This is a genomic window from Nocardia cerradoensis NBRC 101014 (assembly GCF_000308535.1).
Classification (GTDB): Bacteria; Actinomycetota; Actinomycetes; order Mycobacteriales; family Mycobacteriaceae; genus Nocardia; species Nocardia cerradoensis.
This window is the reverse complement of sequence record NZ_BAFW01000061.1, coordinates 1-20,939: the sequence shown is the minus strand read 5'-3', so window position 1 is coordinate 20,939 and position 20,939 is coordinate 1. Positions and strand designations below refer to the sequence as shown.

The window sequence follows — 20,939 nt, the reverse complement described above, 5'->3', positions numbered from 1 at the left end:
AGGAACCTATTCGAAGCCGGGCGGCGGGGTGAATCCGCCGAACTCCTGCTCGAGCAATTCGGCGAAGCGCAGGGTCGTCGGGTCTTCGAGATAGGGCCCGATGATCTGCGTGCCGAAGGGCAGCCCTTCCGGCGAGCGTCCGATCGGTGCCGCGGTGGCCGGGAGGCCGAGGAGGGTGGCGATACTCGCCCAGACCAGGTTGTAGTTGTACGGGTAGGCGGTGCCGTCGATATCGAGCGTGCGGGTGTCCATTGCCGAATGGTCGTGAGGGAAGGCGGGTGTCGGCGTGATCGGGCACAGCACCACGTCGAATTCATCGAACAGGTGTCGCCATCGGTCTGCGAGGCCGATGCGAACCCGGTCGGCCTTGATCCAGTCGCCGTGGCTGGCAACGAAGGCGCGTTGAATGACCGCCTCGATGGTGTCGGTGTCCGGCGGGATCTCGGCAACGACGGCTTGGATCGCCCGGATGGCGTCGGGCGAGGCATCGGCGCCGAATTGCGACATCAGCAGTGTGAAATAGGTTTTCGCCGTCAGCGTGAGGTCGGGCAGGAGCGCGCTCTGCCGCGCGACCACCGCACCGGCCTTCTCGAGCCCCTGCGCGATCCGTTCGAAACCGTCGCGAATCACGGTGGAGGTGGGCACCAGCGGATGGCTGTCGACGACCAGCACGCGGAACTGTGCGAGTTCATCGCCGCGCGGCGGTGGCAGCTCCAGCTTGTAGGCGACCGCCTCCGCGTCGTCGGGCCCGGCCAGCAGCCGTGTCGCCAAGGTCAGATCGGCGGCGCTGCGGGTCATCGGCCCGACGACGGGAAGGTCTGGCGGAGCCGCCAGCGCCGGGGTGCGGGGCGGGATGTGTCCGCGCCCCGGCAGCAGTGTGCGGGACGGTTTGTGCGAGTAGACGCCGCAGAAATGCGCCGGAACCCGCAAGGAGCCGCCGATATCGGAGCCGAGTGCGAGCGAGACGTAGCCCGCCGCGAGCGCGGCGGCCGACCCTCCGGACGAGCCGCCGGGTGAACGGGTGAGATCCCACGGATTGTTGGTCGTGCCGTAGATGTCGTTGTAGGACTGCCAATCACGCAGGAAGAACGGCACATTCGTTTTGCCGACGACAACCCCGCCCGCTGCCTTGATACGTGACACCAGCACCGCGTCCTCGGCCGGCTCCCAGCCCTTCGCGTCCGGAAGTCCCCACGTGGTCGGCAGACCGGCGATATTGAACGATTCCTTCACCGCGACCGGAACGCCGAGTAGCGGCGCGTCCTCGCCCCGGGCCAATGCCGCATCGGCCTGCTCCGCCGCGACGCGAGCGCGGTCGAAATCCCGCACCACTACGGCATTGACCTTCTCGTCGAACTTCTCGATCCGGGCAATGCTCAGTTCGAGCAGTTCGGTCGCCGAGATGGTCTTTGCCTGGAGGGCAGCTACCTGATCGCGTAGCGTCGCAAACTCCGGTCCGGGCATCAGTTCTCCTTGCATCTCCGGGTGCGTGGCGCCCGGTATTCGTGGCCGAGGCATCGGTCCGGATCCACCGTGACAGACGCGATTCTATACAGCTGCGGACCGACGAGACTTATTCCCACAGAAGACAATTCGTTCTCGCGCCAGGGCCATGTACAGGACCCTTCTGTCAACCTTCGAAAGGCACGAAAATACCCGCAGAGTGCCAGTTCGAACCGGCGGTCGGCGGGAGGCCATAGCCGTTGAACCGTCCGTGATCAGAGCAATCGAAGCCATCCCTTCCGCGGACACGCTCCATTAGGCTGCCGATCATGCCCACTGCGAGCCCGCGACCCATTCGGATCGGTGTGCAGATCGCCCCGCAACACGTCGACTACCCAGCTATCCGCAGCGCCGCCGCCGAGGCCGAAGACATCGGCGTGGACATCATCTTCAACTGGGACCACTTTCTGCCGATCTCCGGAGACGAGCACGGCAAGCACTTCGAATGCTGGACCATGCTCGCCGCCTGGGCCGAACAGACGTCGCGCGTGCATCTGGGCCCGATGGTCACCTCCGTCAGCTTCCGCAACCCGGACCTGGTCGCCGACATGGCCCGCACCATCGACCACATCAGCGGCGGCAGAATGCTCCTGGGCATCGGCGCGGGCGCGATGGAACGCGACTTCGCCGAATACGGCTACGATTTCGGCACCCCCACCGCTCGACTGCAGACACTCGCCGACGCACTCCCCCGAATCGAACAGCGCTTCGCCGACCTCAACCCACCCCCGATCCGCAAGATCCCGGTACTGATCGGCGGAGGCGGCGAGCAGAAAACCCTGCGGCTGGTAGCCCAGCACGCCGACATCTGGCACTGGTTCTCCTCCGGCGCCGAATTCGCCCGCAAGAAACAGATACTGATCAAGCACTGCGCGGATATCGGCCGCGATCCGGGGGAAATCGAACTGTCGGCAGGAGTACAGGGCGCCCCCGAGTTGGTCGGAGCCGAACTCCTGGAACAGGGCGTGACGACATTCACGCTGGAGGTACACGGCCCCGACTTCGACATGTCGGTGGTCCGCGCCTGGGTTGCGTGGCGAGACAAGCTCACCGATCGACTCTGAAGTATCACGTCCGAATTTGGGAATTCCGCCGAATTAGTCTTACCCCAGAAGCCGTTTGATATTACGAATGAAGATAGGGATCGTCTTCCCATGGGTCACCGTACTTTTCGTAAGGATCCCCCAGCGCGTGCAGCCGCTCTCTACCAGTTTCAGTGATCGCGGCGCGAAAGATTTCGCACGACCCGATCTCGTCGTCAGCGATGTCCAGGTAGCCCGGGATGCCGTTGTAGCCGTTGGAGATTCGACGGATAGCCTCGTCAACCGAGACATCCCACGGCTCCCAGCCGCGCCCACCACCAGGAAAGGCGCCGAGGCGGATGTACCCGTTGTCGGCCAACTCTTTGATAATGGCGAGCACATTGGCACGCGAATACTCGCTCGGTGCCACCGCCTCGACCGTTCCATCGAATTCACCGACGGGCGCCCAATCATCCGACACGTGATACAGAAGGAAGCTTTCCAACTTTTCCATCACGGCAAATGCACCTTCACTATCCTCTTGCGATCGGGATATTTGAGCTGATGCCGGTGGCCGACGTTTGATCCGTCGTACGGAGAGTGTCGGCGGTTACCCCGAGCTTGGATGCCAACTCGACCAGCGCATCCCATACCTCGACCGCGCCCTGATGGAATTCGTCCCACCCAGCGGAAAAGGCGTCGGAATTGTTACCGGTCCAGCCCTCCAGTACCTCGCGGACGTCGGCCTCGAGAGCGGTCAGTCCGTCGCGACACTGATTCGCGATCCCGAGCGCCGTGACGCCCAGCGCCTTCACCTGCTCCAGGTCCGCCGAAACAGCCGGTTCGGGTGTGCTCATCGTTCCCCCTCTTCGCGCAAACCTTCCCAGGACAACCTACCGACGTTCAGAAACCGCGCGTCGGCGTCCAGGCCTTCACGCATAACTCGGATCGTTGTCCTCGCGGAAGCCCTGGACCGTCGCGTCGATGAGGCGTTGCAGGTGGTTCTGGACGATGGTTGTGTCGGCGGGGTCGGCGCGGAGGTCGTGTTTGGTGTGGCGGACGAGGTAGCGGCCGTCGGAGTAATCCATGATGTGGAAATCGCGGGCCGGGGTGGGGCGGCGGTCCCAGGCGGGGCCGGGGCAGACGGCGACGTGGAGGACGGTGCTGCGGGGGCGTTCGAAGAAGCGGGCGGCTTCGTCACGTGGTGAACGGGGGGCGTCGTCGTGGAATGCGGTGTAGGGGCGGTCGTCGTCGGTGAGGTCGGCGCGGTTGACCTGCAGGGCCTCGGGGATGGCCTGGGATGGCGGCGAGCAGGTGGCGGGTGAGATTTTCGGCGCGCAGGAGCGACATCCGCACGGTCCCACCGGATTCCGGGTCGGATGACGGTTGCTGGGTGACCAGGACCGCCTGCCGGTAGTGCACGGCCGCGTGGATGCGGACGCGGTGGCGCGGATCGCCCATCTGCTCGAGATCGCCCGAACCGTTCGACGCGGCGGCGAATCCGGCGATCTCGATGCGTGATTCGGGGCCGTGGAGGATACGAACCGCGGCTTCGGCGTTGTCGTCGATGCGGCCGGCGAGGTCGGCGGCTTCGGCTTTCCACTGGGATTCCAGCTCGTCCGATGTTTCGGCGGTGGAGCGGAACTGTAAGGGGTACGGCAGGACGTCGTGTCCGGCGGCACGCCACAGGACGGTGAAGCCGAGCGCGCTGAAAGTCCAACCTGCCATGGGCTATTCACCCAAGACCGGCGGGACGGTCTTCTGCCGTTGTCCCTCGGAGAGGCCGGTCAGTTCGTCGCCGTTGTCCCGCGACACCAACTCCTCGCTGATCTTGGACTTGTGGGTCTTCTCGTCCTCTTTCTTCGACTTGGCGCCGGGCGGCATCATGCCGGGCATGCCGGGCATGCCGGTCATCCCGGCTGCGCCCTTGCCCACACCGGTAGCCAGCCCACGAGCTGTCCCCTGCCCCGGCGCACCGGACCCTGGCACCGATGTACCCCGACCGGACGAATTGCCGGAGCCGCCACCGGTTCCCGCCACGCTTGGTCCGCCCGAACCGTAGGGGAGCCCGGTCCGCGGGTCGATACCCGAAGGCGTCACCGCCGACGGGGTGGTCTGCGCGCCGGCCGCTGAAGGATCCCATCCCGCCGGGCTGGCGCTCGCCGAGGTGGTATTCGCGGGATTCTGCGCCGAGTTGGTCAGTGTCGACGGGTCGACCGCGTTCGGTCCGGTGCCGTCACCCGTACCCTGATCGGGATTCGGCGGTTTCGGCTGATTGGTGTCACCGGAGCCGTGGCCATCGTCAGGGCCTTTCGAGGGCGGGCCCACCGGCGGAACTCCCGACGGCTTCCATTCGGTGTTGTCGTCGGGCGTATTCACGGGATTGTATGGCCGAGGCGCCAACGGCACCTGCGTGTCACTCTCGCGCACGGCCGGGTAGAACACGTTGTTGATCAGGTGCTCGTTCGCCGCGTTGGCCTGAGTTTTGCGGTGGTCGTTGAGTTTCCACGTCGGCCCCGGCACCCAACCGGCAAGGTCGCTGGTCCAACTCGTGTGCGGGGTCGGCTGCGCGGCAGGCTTGGTGATCTCCACCGCCGAGCGCACCAGCTTCACCTTCTCGCTGACCAACTGGGCGGAACTCACCAGATCCTTCTCTTTGTCGGTGAAACTCTTGATGCCCTCGGCCGTCTTCTGAGCCGCCGCACCCTGCCACTTCTCCTGAATGGCCTTCTGGATCTGCGGACCGAACGTGTTGTGCCCGTTCTCGATTTTGTTCCGCAGCCCCTCCCAGAAGTTGTGCAACGTCACCACCGTGCTGGGCTGCATCTTCTGAATGCGGTCGTACAGATTGTCGATGTTCTGCGGGTTCTTGTACGCGTCCTGCCCGACCTGCGGGTTCTGGTATTGCCCTCCGAATCCGCCGTTCACGATCTGATTGATCCGGTTGCGCGCGGCCGTCGCGTCCGGACTCTGATCACCCTGCGCATTCCCGAAAGAGTCGGGCGGGCCACCCTTGTGCTGCTCCCAGAGGGCGGCAACCAGCGGGACGAGTGGAAGTACCATATGCTCCCCCGGTCAGTGGTTTTCGGAGCCGGCGATGGTGCCGGCGTTCTGCTGGTCATGGTCGACTAGGCGGTCGACGGAGTGCTTGATGGTGTCGCGGATGAGTTGGAGCACCTCGATGTGGTCGCGGAAGGCCGTGTCGAAATCTCCCTCACCGCCGATGGCTTTGGCGCCCAACATCTTCGCGAGTTGATCGGCAGCAGGAAAGTCCCCGAGTCCGGTCACGTTCGACATATTGCCCAGCATCTGTCGGGAGTCGCGATAGACGGCAAGCTGATCCTCGCACGCTTTCAGACAATCGCGTGAGACCGACGGGTCCAGTTCGAGACGACCGGCCTTCGACTCCTCGGCCAGGAATTTCCAGAGTGTGACATCTTCGCTTTGCGCCATGTTCGCAACCATCCAGTTATTTCGGAAACAGGGGCACGACGTCTTGCGCGGCGGCCATCACGCTGTCACAGGGCGCCTTGGAGTCCCCCGGATCGTTGTTGTAGAACGACAACTGGTAAGCGCCTGTGGCAGCAGGGAAGACAAGGTCACATTTCTCGTTGTTTCGATCACTCGCTCGATGGAATTTCCAACCTTGCCGTCCAGCAACGGTAACCGCCGTGAAGTCAACGTTGTCTTGCTTGTTCTTGATGTCGTCCAACGAGAAGGTCGTCGACCAGACCACCAACGATCGAGCATGCATCGGCGCAGCAGACCACGAACAGACTTTCCATCCATCGACTTGAACACCGCCCACGCCGGATTCGCGGGTTGATGGGTCTGCGCCCACCTGTCGCAACACATCATCCGAAACCTGCGTGCACGGGTCCCATAACGCCGCCGTCGCCACCTTCGGATCACTCGTCTCCGGCGAAGCCGTCCCCGAAGTCGACGAGGAACACCCGCCCCCGACCAACACCACCGCAGCCGCCAGCACAGCCGTAGCCGCCTTACGTATCACCGATGCCTCCCGTTGATCCCCGCGCACACGTCCTCCTGGAGTCTAGGACGCACGCGACGCCCACTCGGTTCCACTTATTGATCATCACAAGAGATAAGGAAGTCAGGCGCGCAGGAGAAGTTCACGATCCACGAACCGGTCGCAGGACCGGCGGGCGAGCAGATCGCATGTGGGTCACCCCGTTCGCAGTGCCTCGCGGACCTCGATGTTCATGCCCGTGGCAGCCGCGGCGCACCTCGAACGACCACGCCCATTGACCAGGTATAGTTTTGTTGCAAAACTGTCCGCCTATGAGGATCGTGATCGTCGGCGCCGGCATCGGTGGCCTCGCCGCGGCCCTGAGCCTGCATGCGGCCGGGTTCCGGGATGTGGCTGTGTACGAGCGTGCCGATGAGTTGCGACCGCTCGGCGTGGGGATCAATCTGCTTCCGCATGCCGTGCGTGAGCTGACCGAACTCGGCCTCGGCGAGCGGGTGGCCACCCTGGGCGTGGCGCCGCGAAAACTGGCCTACTACAACCGGTTCGGACAAGAGATCTGGTGTGAGCCGCGCGGTCTCGAAGCCGGATACAACTGGCCGCAACTGTCGGTGCATCGCGGCGAGCTGCAGAGGGAATTGCTCGGTGCCGTGCACGAAAGGCTCGGCGCGCAGACCGTCCGCACCGGTCATCGACTGGTCACCGCGGATACCGACGGTCGAGCCCACTTCGCCACGGCAACAGGCGAATCGACGGTCGATGCCGATCTGATCATCGGCGCCGACGGCATCCATTCGACCCTGCGCCACCAGCATCAGCCGGGCGAGGGCCCACCCGTGTGGAACGGACTGACGCTGTGGCGCGGGACAGCGAAACTCCCCGGCTTCCTCGACGGTCGCACGATGATCATGGCCGGTGACGCCGAGCAGAAGTTCGTGGCGTATCCGATCCGCGACGCGATCAATGTCATCGCCGAGCGCCGGACCGTCGGATTCGGCGGACAGAATGCCGACTGGAATCGCGCGGTCGCACCGGCGCAGATCGTGGATCTGTTCCGGGACTGGCGCTTCCCGTGGCTGGATGTGCCCGAATTGCTCGGCGCCGCAGACGAAATCCTCGAATATCCGATGGTCGACCGCGACCCGCTCGACCGCTGGACCTACGGACGAACCACCCTGCTCGGCGACGCGGCACATCCGATGTACCCGAACGGTTCGAACGGGGCGTCGCAAGCCATCCTCGATGCCCGAACCCTCGCGTTCCACCTGGCCACCGCGCGCACTCCCGAGGAGGCTCTCGCCGCCTATGAGCAGGATCGACGCCCGGCCACGACAGCACTGGTACACAGCAATCGCAAGCAAGGACCCGAACAGGTCATGGTGCTCGCCCACGAACGGGCGCCGAACGGGTTCGCCCACATCCACGATGTCATCTCGCCGAAAGAGTTGTCCGCCATCGCCACCGGATACAAGAGGGCCGCCGGATTCGATCGCGACACGCTCAACGCCCGGCCGTCGCTCACCCCGCCAGCCAATGAGGGGAACGTCTCGTGACCGATCTCGATCCCGCCCGGCTGGCATCGGTCATCTCACCGCTGCGCCGGAGTTTGCTCTCCGCCGCCCGTGCCGCCGAACATCTTCCGGACATCCCGGATGCGCAGATCGAAATCGTCCGCGCCCTGCCACCGGGCACCGTCAGCACGTCGAGCGAACTGGCCGAACGGCTCGGGCTGAGCCGACCCACGGTCAGCAATCTGCTCACCGCCATGGAGGCGAGCGGCTTGGTCGAGCGCCGCCCCCGGCCCGGCGACCGACGCCACGTCGAAATCGCGACAACCGCACGGGCACACAATCTTTTCGCCCGATTCGACCAGGCGAGCGGCGCTCTCATCACCGCCGCGGCGGCGACTCTCGATCCTGAGGACCGCGCCGCGCTGGCCACCGCCCTCCCCGCGCTCGAACGCCTGCGCGAGGCTCTCCAACGACTCCAGACCTCGGAGGACACCGAATGAGCACGCCCCGCCAGCGCCTGTCGCGGTGGATACAAGCGCGGATCATCACGGGACTCGTTCCCGGCCCGCACGACATCGCCGTCCGCAAGAATCTGCGCGTCCCGATGGACGACGGTGTCGAGTTGCTCGCCGACCTGATCACGCCGATCCGCAATCCCGATCCGAGGCTTCCCACGATCGTGATCCGTGGCCCGTACGGGCGCAGCGGACCCGTCGCCGGCCATGCTCGTGCCCTGGCCCGCGAGGGTTTTCCGGTGCTGTTCCAGAGCTGCCGCGGAACCTGGGGTTCCCGTGGTGTGTTCACCCCGCAGATCGACGAGCAGCGCGACGGTATCGCCACCCATCGCTGGGTTCGCGAACAAGACTGGTGCACCGGGCCGGTGGTCACCTTCGGAGCCAGCTATATGGGCTTCACCCAGTGGGCCGTGGCGGGAAAGCTGCAGAAGGAAAATCCGGACATCGCGCCCGATGCCCTCTGCCTGGTCGTGACGATGCCCGATTTCGGCGCCATCACCTGGGACAACGCGGCCTTCGCGCTGCGCAACGCGCTCGGCTGGACGCAGATGATGGACCGGATGATCCACCGTGAACTGCTCGCCCTGGTGCTGGGTCAGCTGCGCCCGGATCGCAAGCTGCGCAAGGCATTCGACGTGCTCCCGTTGTCCGGCGGCGATGTGGCCGCGAACGGTCGCACGGTGCACTGGTACCAGGACTGGGTCGAACACGAGCGGCTCACCGACGAGTATTGGACCCAGCAGTCGCATACCGCCTCGGTCCCCGACGTCACAGCGCCGGTGTACATGATCACCGGCTGGTACGACATCTTCCTGCCGTGGCAGCTGCGCAACTACGCCCAGCTCGCCGAAGCGGGACGACCACCGCGCCTCACCGTCGGCCCGTGGGGGCATCTCGCCCGGGATATGGGCGCACCGATGGTCGCCGACACGGTGGAATTCTTGACCGAGCATTTCGCCGATGCGCCGAGCAAGCGGGTAGCACCGGTGCGCGCCTATCTCACCGGCGCCGAACAATGGCACGACCTGCAAACCTGGCCACCGTCCGGTACGGCGAGCGAAACGCTGTACCTGCACGCCGCACGCAAGCTCGGCCCGGATTGCCCGGAAGGCGGCATCACCAGCTACGTCTACGATCCCGCCGATCCCACACCCGCCGTCGGCGGCCCCAGCCTGGGCCCCACCTCGAGCCCGGTCGACAACGCCGCACACGAGCGCCGCGCCGACGTCACCGTATTCCGTGGCGAGCCGCTCACCACTCCGGTCACTGTCGCCGGAGAACCGGTGGCGCGCATCAGCTTTCGATCGTCGCAACCGAGCGCCGACATTTTCGTCCGGATCTGCGATCTCCACCCGGACGGGCGGTCGATGACCGTGTGCGACGGTATCCGCCGCATCGGCGGCATCGCCACGACCGAGACGGACCCGGCGCCGGACGCGGACGGTTTCCGGGATATCGAGGTGCGGCTGTGGCCCACCTTCCACCGGTTCGCGGCCGGCCACCGCATCAGCGTGCAGATCAGCTCCGGCGCCCACCCGCGATACGCCCGCAATCCCGGATCCGGCGAGCCGGCTGCCACCGCAGCCACCATCCACTCTGCGACGCAGGAGATTTCACACGCCGCAGTGTCGCCGTCGCGGATCGACCTGCCGGTGTGGTTCTCGTGAGCGCCCCGGCAGTCCCCGGCTTGGAGGTGGCGTTCCAGGTGGAGGCACGCCTCGGCCCACCGGAGGACCATGGTGTGACCCGCGCCGGCCACCGCCGCGTGGTACCGATCGTCGGCGGCCGGGTCAGGGGCCTGTTCGACGCCGAGATCCTTCCCGGCGGCGCGGACTGGCAAGTGATCCGCCCCGACGGCGCCATCGAAATCGACACCCGTTACTCGGCGCGCACCGCGGACGGCGCCCACATCTACCTCCGGACCTCCGGCATCCGCAGCGGAGCGCCGGAGGTGCTGAACGCTCTGTTACGGGGAGATCCGGTCGACCCGTCGGACTACTATTTCCGTCTGGTCGTACGGTTGGAGACATCCGATCCGCGCCTCGCGGAACTGGAACAGTCGCTCTTCGTCGCATCGGCGATTCGGGAAGCGAACACGGTCCGCTACATCGCCTACCGCCTCACCTAAGCCAGCTGCAGACGAGGTGACGGCGGGAACGTGACCGGCAGTGCCGTCATCGAGCGATGGAACGGCCCAGGCCGCCAACTGATCTCACTCGGATCGACGGCGAGGCGGATTTCCGGCAGCGCGTCGAGCAGCTGATCGATCGCATCCTGCACCACCAGATACGCCACCGAACGGGCCGGACACGCATGCGGGCCCGCACCCCAGGCCAGGTGCGAGCGATTACCGGTGCGATCGCCACCCGCGATCTCGGGATCGTTATTGCAGGCAGCCAGACTGATGATTACCGGTTGGTTGGCGGGTAGCCAGGTGTTTTCGATCAGAATCGGCTGGCGAGGATAGGTCATGCAGAAGTTGGCCAGCGGCGGATCGGTGAACAGCACCTCGTCGAGCGCATCGCGAGTCGACAGGCTGCCCGCGAGGATGTCGCCGCCGAAACGCTCGTCGGTGATCATCAGCAACAGGGTGTTGGAGATCAGATTCTGCTGCGGTTCGATGCCCCCGCCGTAGAAGACGATCAGGTTGCGAACCATCTCCTCGTCGTTGAGCTTGGCCGGATGGTGGGCCAGATGCGAGGTGACATCGTCGGCGGGTGCGGCGCGGCGCAACTGCACCTGCTCCATCAGCGCCTGACTCATATGGTCCATACCCCATGCGGCATTCACCGTGTCGAAGATCGCCGCCATCCCGGTGGCCACGCGCCGGCCCAGATCCGCCGAACAGCCGACCATACGGTTCAGCACCTCGAAGGCCAGCGGAAATGCGTATTGCGACACCAGATCCGCCGAACCCGACTCGCAGAATTCGTTGATCAGCGGGATGGCGATCTTCTCGACGGTGGTGTGCAATTCGTGCAGGTCGACCCTGTCGAAGGCCGCCGTGAACGCCTGCCGATACCGCGCATGCGCACTGCCCGCGCTGCGGATCACGTTCGGATACCACTCCATGATCGGCCGCACCGGGCAATCCGCGGGAACGGTTCGCTCCCACGCCCGCGGGTCGGCCGGGAAATGGTCGGGATCGTTGAGGATCCGCAACGCGGTGTGATAGCCGATGACCAGCGTCGCGGGCACGCCGGGCGCCAGCTCGATCGGCACCATGGAGCCGAAGCGGCGGCGCATCGCCTCATAGGCGCGATGGGGATCGGCGACGAATGCCGGTGTGTCCAGCACGATTCGGGGGCCGTCGGCGTCGAAGGGGGTGCCGGCCTGATGAACAGGGCAGCCGGGGGCCGCAGCCAGGTCGGAAGGTGGGGTTGACAAAGGGGGTGACTCCAGAGAATGAACCAACAAGCGCGGCAGGGGATTCGCCGTCAGCCGACAGCGTCACCTCGTGCTTGGTGAGAATAGGGGCTGTGGCAGCCCTCCAGTTAGCGTTTTCGTAAAAGGGACAGGCGTCCTGTACAGGGCGGGCACCGCTCTGTGTCGATCAGTCCACCTCGTCCAGCGCCGACAGTGCTGCGCTCGCCGCGAGCCCGGCCAGGCAGCCGGGGAAACAATCACGGTGGATCTCCCACAAGCGGCGAGCGCAGTCTCGTTCGAGGTGGGTGGGCTCCCAGGTGCAGTCGTTCAGCGGCGGTGGTTCTACGGCGTACGGTTCCGTCGTTTCGGCGAGCCACAAGCGAGGCGGTGCGACGGTGGCCAGGTCGAAGTCGGCGCTCACACGTTCGGGCCGATCGCCAACGTGGGTCAGGTCGTAGACGAGGACGGCCGACGCGTCCATTCCCGCCGCGATCGCGAGGATGTCGCCGACCGGGTCTCGGGCACCCTCGGGTGGACGCAGCGTGCACAGCCAGCGAAATCCGAGATGGTGAGCAAGACACTGGATTTCGATGTCGTGCCGTGCTGTATCGGGCCCCGATATCTCGGTGCGTACCAATCCGACAGCCTTGCTGCGCGCTACCGACATCGCCGCCAGCGCACCGGCGACATCTCGCAGAGCCGCAATCGATTCCGCCTCTTCCCCGGCGGGGTTCAAGCCCTTCATGGTCCTCCCCTGATCGATGAATGTTCGAGCAGCAGCACGCCTGGCACGCCCGGGAAGGCGGTGTCGAGGGTCCTCCCCCGGCGCGGAACCCATGCCGTGATCAGGCAGGCAGGCGGCGGCAGGCGCTTCGGATGAAGGCGCGGGCAAGGGACTCGTATTGCTCACCGGAGGTTCTCCCCTCCGGTCACCGGTGAGCAGCCGGCCGAAGCCGCTATATCTGCCCAGAAATCGCGCTTGACGTTGTCCCACAGCCGATTCCACTTCGGATGTAGTTCACGCGCCTGAGCCAGGTCCGTACCGGGCGCGAACCGCCGAACCTGTTCCGGAGTTGCACCGGCGTCGAATACGGCCGATATCTCGATGCGGCCTCGCGGGTCCCGCGTCGATCGCCATACCGCACGCAACCCCTCGGCCTCGGTGATACGCTCACCCACTGCCGCGTGATCCTCTCCGCGTATGCGCGCCAACGGGTTTGCCTGCCCAGGGCGTTCCACTCGATCTGCTGTCATCACTGGCGATGCCTCGGTTCGATGGGAGGGGCCCGACGGCTGTTCAGCACGTCCCGCCCCAGATGCAGTCCCAGCACAGCGAATTCGTCGTGAACCGACAAGCGAGTGTGGATAATCCGCTGGGATTCATCAGAAGTCCAAGCTCGTCGTCCCAGAACCCCGCGGTGTCCATCCAGAACACTGGACCGCCGCATCCAAAGGAGGCAGCTCGTCATGGTGGATATCAGTTCGACGCTCCCCCGCCGTCAGCTCGGGCGGTATCTCCGGGAGCTCCGTCAGGGATCCGGCCTGACGATCGCGGAGCTCGCGCGCCGCATCGAACGCGGCGCCACCACGGTCCAGCGGCTGGAGACCGGCACCGCCGACCGGATCCGGCTGTGGGACGTCGACGCGATCTGCCAAGTCTGCGGCGCGGACGACACGACCACCGAAGCGCTCAAAGGGCTTGCGCAGCAGGGAAACAGCAAGAGCTGGTGGCATCAATACGGTGATCTGATCCCGGTCAGCTTCGATGTCTACATGGGCTTGGAAGCAGCTGCCGCGAAGCTGATTTCATTCCAAGAACTCATTCCCGGCCTGCTTCAGACACCCGACTACGCGCGAACCGTCACCCGGCAGGCACACCCGTCGGAATCGGACGGCGAAATTTCCCGCCGTGTCGAGATGCGGGTGCGACGCCAGGTGCTGCTGACGAAGAAGTCGGATCCCGTACCGGCCGACATCATCCTCGACGAGTCGGCACTGCATCGGGTCATCGGGAACCGCCGCATCATGGACGCACAACTGCGCTATCTCGCCGATGCCGGAACCCGGCCGAACATCCGCATCCGAGTGCTGCCGTTCGCCGCCGGCCTCCCGCTGGGCGACTTGACCGGCCCTTTCACCATCCTGAGTTTCGGAGAGTCCGGGGACGGCCGGCCGGTCGAACCTCCCGTCGTCTACGCCGAGGGCTACACGGGAGCCATGTACTTCGATGATGCGGATCTCGTGCGTCGGTATCACCGCGCGCACGCTGCGCTCGGACAGGTAGCGTTGGACGAGCAGGACAGCAGGAAATTGCTGCGGGACAAGGCAAGGGAGTTCGCGAAGTGAGCGCTGATCTATCCATGGCTCGCTGGTTCAAGAGCAGCCACAGCGGCGGCAGCCAGGACTGTGTCGAGGTCGCCTTCCTCGCCGACGGCACGGTCGGTGTGCGCGACTCGAAGAACCCGACAGGGCCCGCACTCGCCTTCGCTCCGGCGGACTGGGATGCCTTCACCGCCGCCGTAGAACACGGCAGGCTCACCGATCCGACTGCATAGTGGTACCGAACACATTCGCTATCACGTCGCCGGCCGACACACACGCTTCCTTCGTGCGGCGAACTGTGGGAGCTGCCCGACGAGATCGCCGCGCATCTCGAACTCTGGGATGGGCGCGTGGTGTGGTTGCGACGTGGCCCTCACGAACCTCAGGAATTCACCAACCTGATGTGGAACGGCCTGCGCGTCTGCGCTGAAGCAGCGATGACGGCGGACCCCGAGCAGTGCTGGCGGACAGGCACGGAAACCACCGTGTTCTTCGGCCGCACCGGCATTCGGATCCAACTACATCCTGGCCGGCGCCTGGTCCTGACTACCCCTCGGGATAGAAGAGGAACAGCGTGCACCCCGTCTCGCTCGCCGGAATGTGCCAGCTTCCCGCCGGGGCATGGATGAAGGTGCCCGCCGCATAATCCCGGGCGCCGTCGTTGAAGGTGCCGGTCAGGACGTAGACCTCCTCGGGCCCGGGTTCGTGCACGTCGCGGCGGGGCCAGGAGGTGCCGGGGTCCATTTCCAGGACGTGGGCGTGGGCGCCGTTCTCGCCCTTCCACAGGTGGCGTAGGCGGATGCCGGGGAAGAGTTCGCGGCTCGGAGCATCGGCGAGGTCGGTCCAGGTGTAGCCGGGCTGGGTGAGGATTTCGGGGTTCATATCTGTCACGGTGCCGGATGCGGCGAGACCCGGACAGTGTCTGAGATGACGTCGAGGGGTACATTCTTGCCATGCATCGTGTGGTGGCGTTGGTGCGGCCGGTGCAGTCGACGTTCGAACTCGGTTGCGCTGTAGAAGTTTTCGGTACTCAGCGGGACGGCGTGCCGCAGCACTACGAGTTCGAGGTGTGCACGGAGGCGCCGGGGGCTGTGCCGACGACGGCGGGTTATGCGATATCGGTGTCGCGGGGGCTGGCGGCGCTGGATTCCGCGGACACCGTGATCATTCCGGGGTGGCTTCCGGTGGAGACGCCGCTGTCGGGACCGGCGCGGCGGGCGCTGGTCCGGGCGCACGGCCGCGGGGCGCGGCTGGTCACCATCTGTTCCGGGGTGTTCGCGCTGGCTCGGACCGGACTGTTGGACGGGCGTTCGGCGACGACGCATTGGGCGCGGGCCGGGCAATTGGCGCGGGAGTTTCCGCGGGTTCGGGTGGAGCCGGATCGGCTGTATGTCGACCACGGCGATGTGGCCACGAGTGCAGGAGCGGGTGCGGGAATCGACCTGTGCCTGCACCTGGTTCGCACCGATCACGGTGCCGCGCATGCCGCACTCATCGCGCGGCACATGGTGATGCCGCCGCATCGCGATGGCGGTCAGGTTCAATACGCGCCGCCGTCACCGGTCGAGGACGGATTCGACGGTCTGCTGGAATGGGCGGAGGCGCGGCTCGAGACATCGCTGTCGGTGGCCGATATGGCCGCCCATCTCAACGTCTCGTCACGTACGCTGGCGCGCCGGTTCGCCGAGCAGGTCGGTAGCAGTCCGGGTGGATGGTTGCTGGAGCGTCGGGTGGCGCGGGCACGAGTTCTGTTGGAGGACACAGACTTACCTGTCGATGCCATCGCGGTCCGAGTAGGGCTGGGCTCGGCGGTCAATCTGCGTCGGCGTTTTCACGACCAGGTCGGCACCACGCCGGGCGCGTATCGACGCGCGTTCCGAACACCGGCCGCAGGTAAAACATAGATATCGCCGCCCAGGAGCAGCCTCCGGCGGTTCGCCGTGAATCGCGAAATTCCGCAACGGTCCACCGCGAAGCCGGAGAGGCTGGAGCGCGGTGTGTAGACCGGGTACCGTTGCGCGGCCTGCACCCAGCACAGCCGTCGCCCGAGTGAGCAGCGACTGTCGCGCTGACTGAAGGCGGTTCAGAAGCCTGGGAGTCCGCCGGTTCCTCGTACCAGACGGTATCGGGCCGAAGCCTGGGACGAGACCGCACGCCGCCGGTTGACCGCCGGGCCGCTGACAGCGCCCGTGATTCGGGCCGCCCACCGGAACGGCGGCGCCGCCGACCGAGAGTTGTCCGAATGGAGTAGACGGACGTCGAGACCGGAGGCGGAACAGAATCGCCGACCCCAGCCTGTCGGTCCGAACCGGCCGAGCCCTGTCATCGTTTCGTCCCAACCGACCAGCAGTCGCCGAGGGATCGGGACCGACTCGAAGGAGCGCCGACCCCAGGTCGAGCAGCATGCGGTGAGAAACCGACGAGTGCCGCGCATTCTCGACGAGGGTTTCGTCGGGTGTGGCCGGGTAGACCGCCAGTGTGGACATCGGCGGACCGGGCGACCGCGAGACAGTTCGTACGAGCGACACGCGTGGCGACTACTCGATGACGCTGAGCGATCTCACGCTGCGCAATGCGGATCTGGGTACTCGTTGCGCGGCGGCCGCGGCCGCCGGCTTCACCGGCATCGGGCTCTCGGTCGAGCACTACCGCGCGGCGTTGAAGGATAGTTCGACGCCGGCGGATATCGCCGCTGTGGTCGCTGGGCACGGTCTCGCGGTGAACGAAGTCGAGCTGGCCGCGCACTGGGCGGACCCGGCCGCATATTCCGAGGACGAGCTCGAATCCGACCGCATCGTCGTGAGGATGGCGGCCGAACTCGGCGCCACCCGAATCCATACGACCATGGCGCAACATTTCCCGTTCGAGACCCTGGCACGCGGGTTGCGCGAATTGTGCGACCGCGCAGCCGATTCCGGGGCCATCGTCGCCCTCGAGTACATGCCGTACGCCGCGATCGATTCCGCTACCTCCGCGTGGAGACTGCTCGAGGCGTCCGGCGCAGACAACGCCGGACTCCTCATCGATGCCTGGCATTGGCAGCGCGCCCACACCGCCGACGAACCGGATTCCGCACTTCGAGCCATTCCGCCGGAGCGGGTGGCGGCGATCCAATTGTGCGACACCCTGCCCGAACCGTTGCCCGACCTTCGCCGTGAGGCGCTGCATCATCGCCGGCTGCCCGGCCACGGCACGGCCGCGCTGATTCCGATGTTGCGCCGGCTCGCGCGCCACGGCGTACGAGCACCGATCGCGGTCGAGGTCGTGTCCGATGAACTGGACGCGCAGGATCCGTACGTCACGGCGCGGCAGGCTTACGTCAGTTCGCGACGCGTTCTGCGGGACTCCGGCTGGCCGGATTCGACTCCCCGCAGATCGGTTCGGTGAGCGCGCAAGAACGCACCACGCCGGCATGGGGCGAGGCCATCTTTCGATCGGCTGCGATCAGGATTCGTGCGCCATCCGATGAACCGGGATTTCGCGATGCCCATTGGTGACGATGCTCGGAATCGGCCGCAGCTCAGCAGGATCCACCGCCAACTCCATATCGGGAAACCGCTCGAACAGAGCAGGAAGAGCTATCGCCGCCTCCAATCGCGCCAGCGGCGCCCCCAGACAATGATGCACCCCGTATCCGAACGCCAGGTGTTCCTTCGACCGCCGCCCGGCATCGAACACATCGGCATTGTCGCCGTGCACTTTTCGATCCCGCCCCGCACCCGCCAAGGATGCGATGATCACGTCACCCCGGTTGATCCGCACTCCCGGAAAATCGGAACTACCCGCAATGTCGATGTCCTCCACCGCGAAACGCATCGGCATATGCGCCAGCGGGGCATTCCATCGAAGTCCTTCTTCGATCACCTCGGACCACGGCGTTTGTTCCGCGATGGCCGCCTTCCGCTGTCCGGGATGAGTGAGGAGACCGATGATGCTGTGGTCCAACAGATTCGCGGTGGTTTCGTGACCGGCGGTGATGATCAGCAGCAGCGTGTCGCGCAGCTCCTGTTCGTCGAGGCGCGATCCGTCCGCGTCGTCGTGGGCGTTCATCAGCACGGTCGTGAGGTCGTCGCCGGGATTCTCCCGCTTGTGCCGCAGCAGTTCTTCCATGAGGACGAACAGCGCGCCGAAATGCGCACCGACTTCGGCGGGGTCGAGGCTGGTATCGAGAATTCCGTCCGCGTGAATGCGCAGTTGTTCATCCATCCCGGCCGGAACACCCATCAGCTCCCCGATGACGCGAATCGGCAATGCGGTGGCGAAACCCGCACGCAGATCGACGATTTCGGCGTCGGGGGCAGCGGACAGCTCGTCGAGCAGTTCGGTGACGAACGCTTCGATTCGCGGCCGAAGATCCTGGGTGCGTTTGTTCGTGAACGCCGGCGCCACCAGTTTGCGCAGCCGCTGATGCTGCTCACCGTAGGTGGTGAGCATATTTCTCGCCGCCACCCACGGAAACATCACCCAGTCGGGCCCGATCTCGCCGTCGACGAATCGCGGCCAGTGCTGATGTGCGTCCTTGGAGACGCGTGGATCGGTGAGCAGTTGCCTCAGCACGGCGGCGTCGGTGACCGACCAGGCCGGCACGCCGCCGGGCAGCACCACCTCGGCGACCGGGCCGCGAGCGCGGATGCGGGCCAGCTCGCCCTGGATGTCGGCGGCGCTGGGATCCAGCACCAGCGGCTGCGTATCTGTCATCGGGGACCCTCCATCAGGTGAGACGCATCGGCGGGCATGCGGGAAACACCACCGGCAGGGCTGCCAAGGCGCGGTGAAACTGCCCGGTCCTCCAACTTAGTTGCTGCGCAGGAACTTCCGGGCGAATATCCGGAAGCGCATCGAGCAGCAGATCGATGGCCTGCCGCGCGATCGTCTGCGCGAGGGGCTGCGCCGGGCACGAGTGCGGACCGACTCCCCACGCCAGATGAGACCGGTTTCCTCGCCGGTCCCCGCCGACGATATGCGGGTCGGTATTGCACGCGGCCAGGCTGACGACGACCGGCTGATCGGCCGGCAACCACACGTCGCCGATGAGTTGCGGCTGTCTCGGATACGTCATGCAGAAATTGGCCAGCGGCGGATCCGCGAACAGGACCTCGTCGATGGCATCGCGGGTATCCATGGCGCCGCTGAGCACGTTGCCGCCGTACTCTTCGTCGGCCATCAACAGCAGCAGGGTGTTCAGGATCAGATTGCAGGTCGGCTCCGTGCCGGCCGAGAACAGCAACGCGGCCTGGTTCACCATCTCCATGGGGTCCAGGCCCTCCGGGTGGGTCAGCAGTCGCGAGGTGAGATCGTCGCCGGGGCGCTCGCGCTTCTGCTCGACCACCGCGAGCAGCGCCTCGATGAACCGCTGCTGACCTTCTTCGGCGCCGACCCCGTCCAGCATCGCGGCCATTCCCTGGTAGGCCACCGACGCGGCGTCTTCGGGGAAGCCCATCAGCTCACTGAGCACCCGAAAGGTCAGTGGGAAGGCGTAATCCATGCGCAGATCGGCGGTGCCGCGCTCGCAGAAGGAGTTGACGAGAGCGTCGGCGGCGCGTGCGACCGCGCCGTGGACCTTGTGCAGGTTGACGGTGTCCAGCGCGTCGGTGATCGTGCGCCGGTAACGGGCATGTTCCGCGCCCGCGGTGCGCAGGGCGTTCTGCCGATAGCCGAGCATCGGCGTCACCGGGCAGTCCGGCGGAGCGTTCTTCTCCCATCGGCGCGGATCGGCGGGAAAGCGCGCCTCGTCGTTCAAAATCTGCAGTGCCGCTTGATATCCGATCACCAGAGTGGCCGGCACCCCGGGCGCCAGCTCGATCGGTACCAGCGGCCCACGGCGGCGCATGGATTCGTAGGCGCGGTGCGGGTCCGCCGCGAAGTCGGTGGAATCGAGCCGGATCTGCGGTTCCGCGGAGCGCGCCGGAGAACCGTGGCCGGAGGTCCGGCCGCTGTTGCGCACCGCGTCTGTGTCGTTCAGCATGCGTCCCCCGCGCGAGATGTTGCGTGTCCTGTTCGATGTCCTGCGAGATTGCCTGCCATTCGTTGTGTGGGCACGGCGGACACCCTAGCGGAAACCGTTGTACTTCAATGTTTTTGACGAAACGGTCAGCGCGGCAGCTGGTTGCGTGCAGGTAGCTGCTCGGCGGCGAGCGTTACTGCTCCTCGCTCGGCTCCCGCATCAGCTCGGCGAGCCGGTCCCACGCCGGGGACGACGCGCCGGGCTGCGACCGGACCGCCAGCCGGGCGATGGTCGCGTCGTGGTCCGGGACGGCGCTCGATCCATTGTCCCTGCGCCCGAACCACTCTCGCGTCCGCGCCGCCAGCTCGGGTAGCCGCCGATCCTCCGGGGAGCAATCGTAGACGGCGTCGTAGTCGAGATAGATGGCGCGGAATTCGGGATCGGTGAGTAATTCGCGCTTTTCGGCGATCCACGCCTCCGCCGCGGCGGGCGAGGCGGTCTGCATCAGGATCCAGCCGTCTCGTTCCAGCTGGATCTGCCGCTCGCTGACGCCGAGTTCGCGCAGTTCGTCGAGATGATCGGCGACGTCGGCGGACACGTAGAGGCGGTCTCCGCCGCGCAGCTGCGTGAGTTGTTCCCGGGTTCGCCGCAACTGCTCGATGCGTTGTTCGAGGTCGTGGTCGATTTCGGTGAGGGCCGCCGCGAGGGTGCCGGGGTCGGCGTCGAGCAGATCCTTGACGCGGGCCAGCGGCACCCCGGCGTGGGCCA

General features: G+C 65.9%; 21 protein-coding genes and 1 pseudogene. 9 read left to right on the top strand and 13 right to left on the bottom strand.

Features of this window, described 5'->3' with window-relative positions:
- Positions 1-6: 6 nt before the first annotated feature.
- The gene (locus ON23_RS07665; RefSeq protein WP_039777171.1) at positions 7-1,464 is read right to left on the bottom strand and encodes an amidase; all 1,458 of its coding nucleotides are present in this window, start codon (positions 1,462-1,464) and stop codon (positions 7-9) included.
- Positions 1,465-1,772: 308 nt separating this feature from the next.
- Between ON23_RS07665 and ON23_RS07660 the strand changes: the two genes are divergently transcribed.
- Positions 1,773-2,567 carry an LLM class F420-dependent oxidoreductase gene (locus ON23_RS07660; RefSeq protein ID WP_039777156.1) on the top strand — a complete coding sequence of 265 codons (795 nt, stop codon included), beginning with the start codon at positions 1,773-1,775 and terminating at the stop codon, positions 2,565-2,567.
- A gap of 61 nt (positions 2,568-2,628) precedes the next feature.
- Here ON23_RS07660 and ON23_RS07655 read toward each other — a convergent pair whose 3' ends face one another.
- From ON23_RS07655 to ON23_RS36735, 6 genes and pseudogenes are all read right to left on the bottom strand, one after another.
- Positions 2,629-3,039: a hypothetical protein gene (locus ON23_RS07655; protein ID WP_039777170.1), complete on the bottom strand. Its 411-nt coding sequence runs from the start codon at positions 3,037-3,039 to the stop codon at positions 2,629-2,631.
- A 19-nt stretch (positions 3,040-3,058) separates the two neighbouring features.
- On the bottom strand, positions 3,059-3,382 hold the full coding sequence (locus tag ON23_RS07650; RefSeq protein WP_039777155.1) for a WXG100 family type VII secretion target: 324 nt from the start codon (positions 3,380-3,382) through the stop codon (positions 3,059-3,061).
- A 75-nt stretch (positions 3,383-3,457) separates the two neighbouring features.
- Positions 3,458-4,253: pseudogene (locus ON23_RS36740) on the bottom strand (ESX secretion-associated protein EspG).
- Positions 4,254-4,256: 3 nt separating this feature from the next.
- Positions 4,257-5,588 (bottom strand): hypothetical protein, encoded by a 1,332-nt coding sequence (locus ON23_RS07640; RefSeq protein WP_039777153.1) that lies wholly within the window; start codon positions 5,586-5,588, stop codon positions 4,257-4,259.
- Between the two features lie 12 nt (positions 5,589-5,600).
- Positions 5,601-5,978 (bottom strand): hypothetical protein, encoded by a 378-nt coding sequence (locus ON23_RS07635; protein ID WP_039777152.1) that lies wholly within the window; start codon positions 5,976-5,978, stop codon positions 5,601-5,603.
- Positions 5,979-5,994: 16 nt separating this feature from the next.
- Positions 5,995-6,564, bottom strand: coding sequence for a DUF3558 domain-containing protein (locus tag ON23_RS36735; protein WP_083903765.1), 570 nt, complete (start codon positions 6,562-6,564; stop codon positions 5,995-5,997).
- Between the two features lie 263 nt (positions 6,565-6,827).
- On the opposite strand from ON23_RS36735, the gene ON23_RS07625 reads away from it, so the two are divergent.
- From ON23_RS07625 to ON23_RS07610, 4 genes are read left to right on the top strand one after another with little or no spacing between them, the layout of a single operon-like run.
- A complete protein-coding gene (locus ON23_RS07625) occupies positions 6,828-8,066 on the top strand; it encodes a flavin-dependent oxidoreductase (protein WP_039777150.1) in 1,239 nt (412 codons plus the stop codon).
- Complete coding sequence (locus ON23_RS07620; RefSeq protein ID WP_039777149.1) at positions 8,063-8,524, top strand: MarR family winged helix-turn-helix transcriptional regulator; 462 nt, start codon at positions 8,063-8,065, stop codon at positions 8,522-8,524. The genes ON23_RS07625 and ON23_RS07620 overlap by 4 nt, the downstream gene beginning before the upstream one ends.
- The gene (locus ON23_RS07615) at positions 8,521-10,206 is read left to right on the top strand and encodes a CocE/NonD family hydrolase (protein ID WP_039777148.1); all 1,686 of its coding nucleotides are present in this window, start codon (positions 8,521-8,523) and stop codon (positions 10,204-10,206) included. Before ON23_RS07620 ends, ON23_RS07615 begins: the two co-directional genes overlap by 4 nt.
- Positions 10,203-10,667 (top strand): DUF3237 domain-containing protein, encoded by a 465-nt coding sequence (locus ON23_RS07610; protein WP_039777147.1) that lies wholly within the window; start codon positions 10,203-10,205, stop codon positions 10,665-10,667. Before ON23_RS07615 ends, ON23_RS07610 begins: the two co-directional genes overlap by 4 nt.
- Here ON23_RS07610 and ON23_RS07605 read toward each other — a convergent pair.
- Complete coding sequence (locus ON23_RS07605) at positions 10,664-11,926, bottom strand: cytochrome P450 family protein (RefSeq protein ID WP_039777146.1); 1,263 nt, start codon at positions 11,924-11,926, stop codon at positions 10,664-10,666. The genes ON23_RS07610 and ON23_RS07605 overlap by 4 nt on opposite strands.
- Before the next feature lie 166 nt (positions 11,927-12,092).
- Positions 12,093-12,650 carry a hypothetical protein gene (locus tag ON23_RS07600; protein ID WP_039777145.1) on the bottom strand — a complete coding sequence of 186 codons (558 nt, stop codon included), beginning with the start codon at positions 12,648-12,650 and terminating at the stop codon, positions 12,093-12,095.
- A 722-nt stretch (positions 12,651-13,372) separates the two neighbouring features.
- Here ON23_RS07600 and ON23_RS07590 point away from each other — a divergent pair.
- Both ON23_RS07590 and ON23_RS07585 read left to right on the top strand, forming a co-directional pair.
- Positions 13,373-14,251 (top strand): helix-turn-helix domain-containing protein, encoded by an 879-nt coding sequence (locus ON23_RS07590; protein WP_039777143.1) that lies wholly within the window; start codon positions 13,373-13,375, stop codon positions 14,249-14,251.
- A complete protein-coding gene (locus tag ON23_RS07585) occupies positions 14,248-14,460 on the top strand; it encodes a DUF397 domain-containing protein (protein ID WP_039777142.1) in 213 nt (70 codons plus the stop codon). Before ON23_RS07590 ends, ON23_RS07585 begins: the two co-directional genes overlap by 4 nt.
- Positions 14,461-14,773: 313 nt before the next feature.
- Here the strand turns inward: ON23_RS07585 and ON23_RS07580 are convergent, their stop codons facing one another.
- Complete coding sequence (locus ON23_RS07580) at positions 14,774-15,109, bottom strand: cupin domain-containing protein (protein ID WP_039777141.1); 336 nt, start codon at positions 15,107-15,109, stop codon at positions 14,774-14,776.
- Positions 15,110-15,180: 71 nt separating this feature from the next.
- Here ON23_RS07580 and ON23_RS07575 point away from each other — a divergent pair, with 71 nt between their 5' ends.
- Both ON23_RS07575 and ON23_RS07570 read left to right on the top strand, forming a co-directional pair.
- A complete protein-coding gene (locus ON23_RS07575) occupies positions 15,181-16,131 on the top strand; it encodes a GlxA family transcriptional regulator (protein WP_039777140.1) in 951 nt (316 codons plus the stop codon).
- 640 nt (positions 16,132-16,771) lie between these two features.
- Positions 16,772-17,614 carry a sugar phosphate isomerase/epimerase family protein gene (locus tag ON23_RS07570; protein WP_157170185.1) on the top strand — a complete coding sequence of 281 codons (843 nt, stop codon included), beginning with the start codon at positions 16,772-16,774 and terminating at the stop codon, positions 17,612-17,614.
- Positions 17,615-17,671: 57 nt separating this feature from the next.
- Here ON23_RS07570 and ON23_RS07565 read toward each other — a convergent pair whose 3' ends face one another.
- From ON23_RS07565 to ON23_RS07555, 3 genes are all read right to left on the bottom strand, one after another.
- Positions 17,672-18,925 carry a cytochrome P450 family protein gene (locus ON23_RS07565; RefSeq protein ID WP_039777139.1) on the bottom strand — a complete coding sequence of 418 codons (1,254 nt, stop codon included), beginning with the start codon at positions 18,923-18,925 and terminating at the stop codon, positions 17,672-17,674.
- 13 nt (positions 18,926-18,938) lie between these two features.
- Positions 18,939-20,192 (bottom strand): cytochrome P450 family protein, encoded by a 1,254-nt coding sequence (locus tag ON23_RS07560; protein WP_051042211.1) that lies wholly within the window; start codon positions 20,190-20,192, stop codon positions 18,939-18,941.
- 172 nt (positions 20,193-20,364) lie between these two features.
- Positions 20,365-20,939 (bottom strand): MerR family transcriptional regulator (locus ON23_RS07555; RefSeq protein WP_039777138.1); only part of this gene is annotated, 575 nt, incomplete at its 5' end.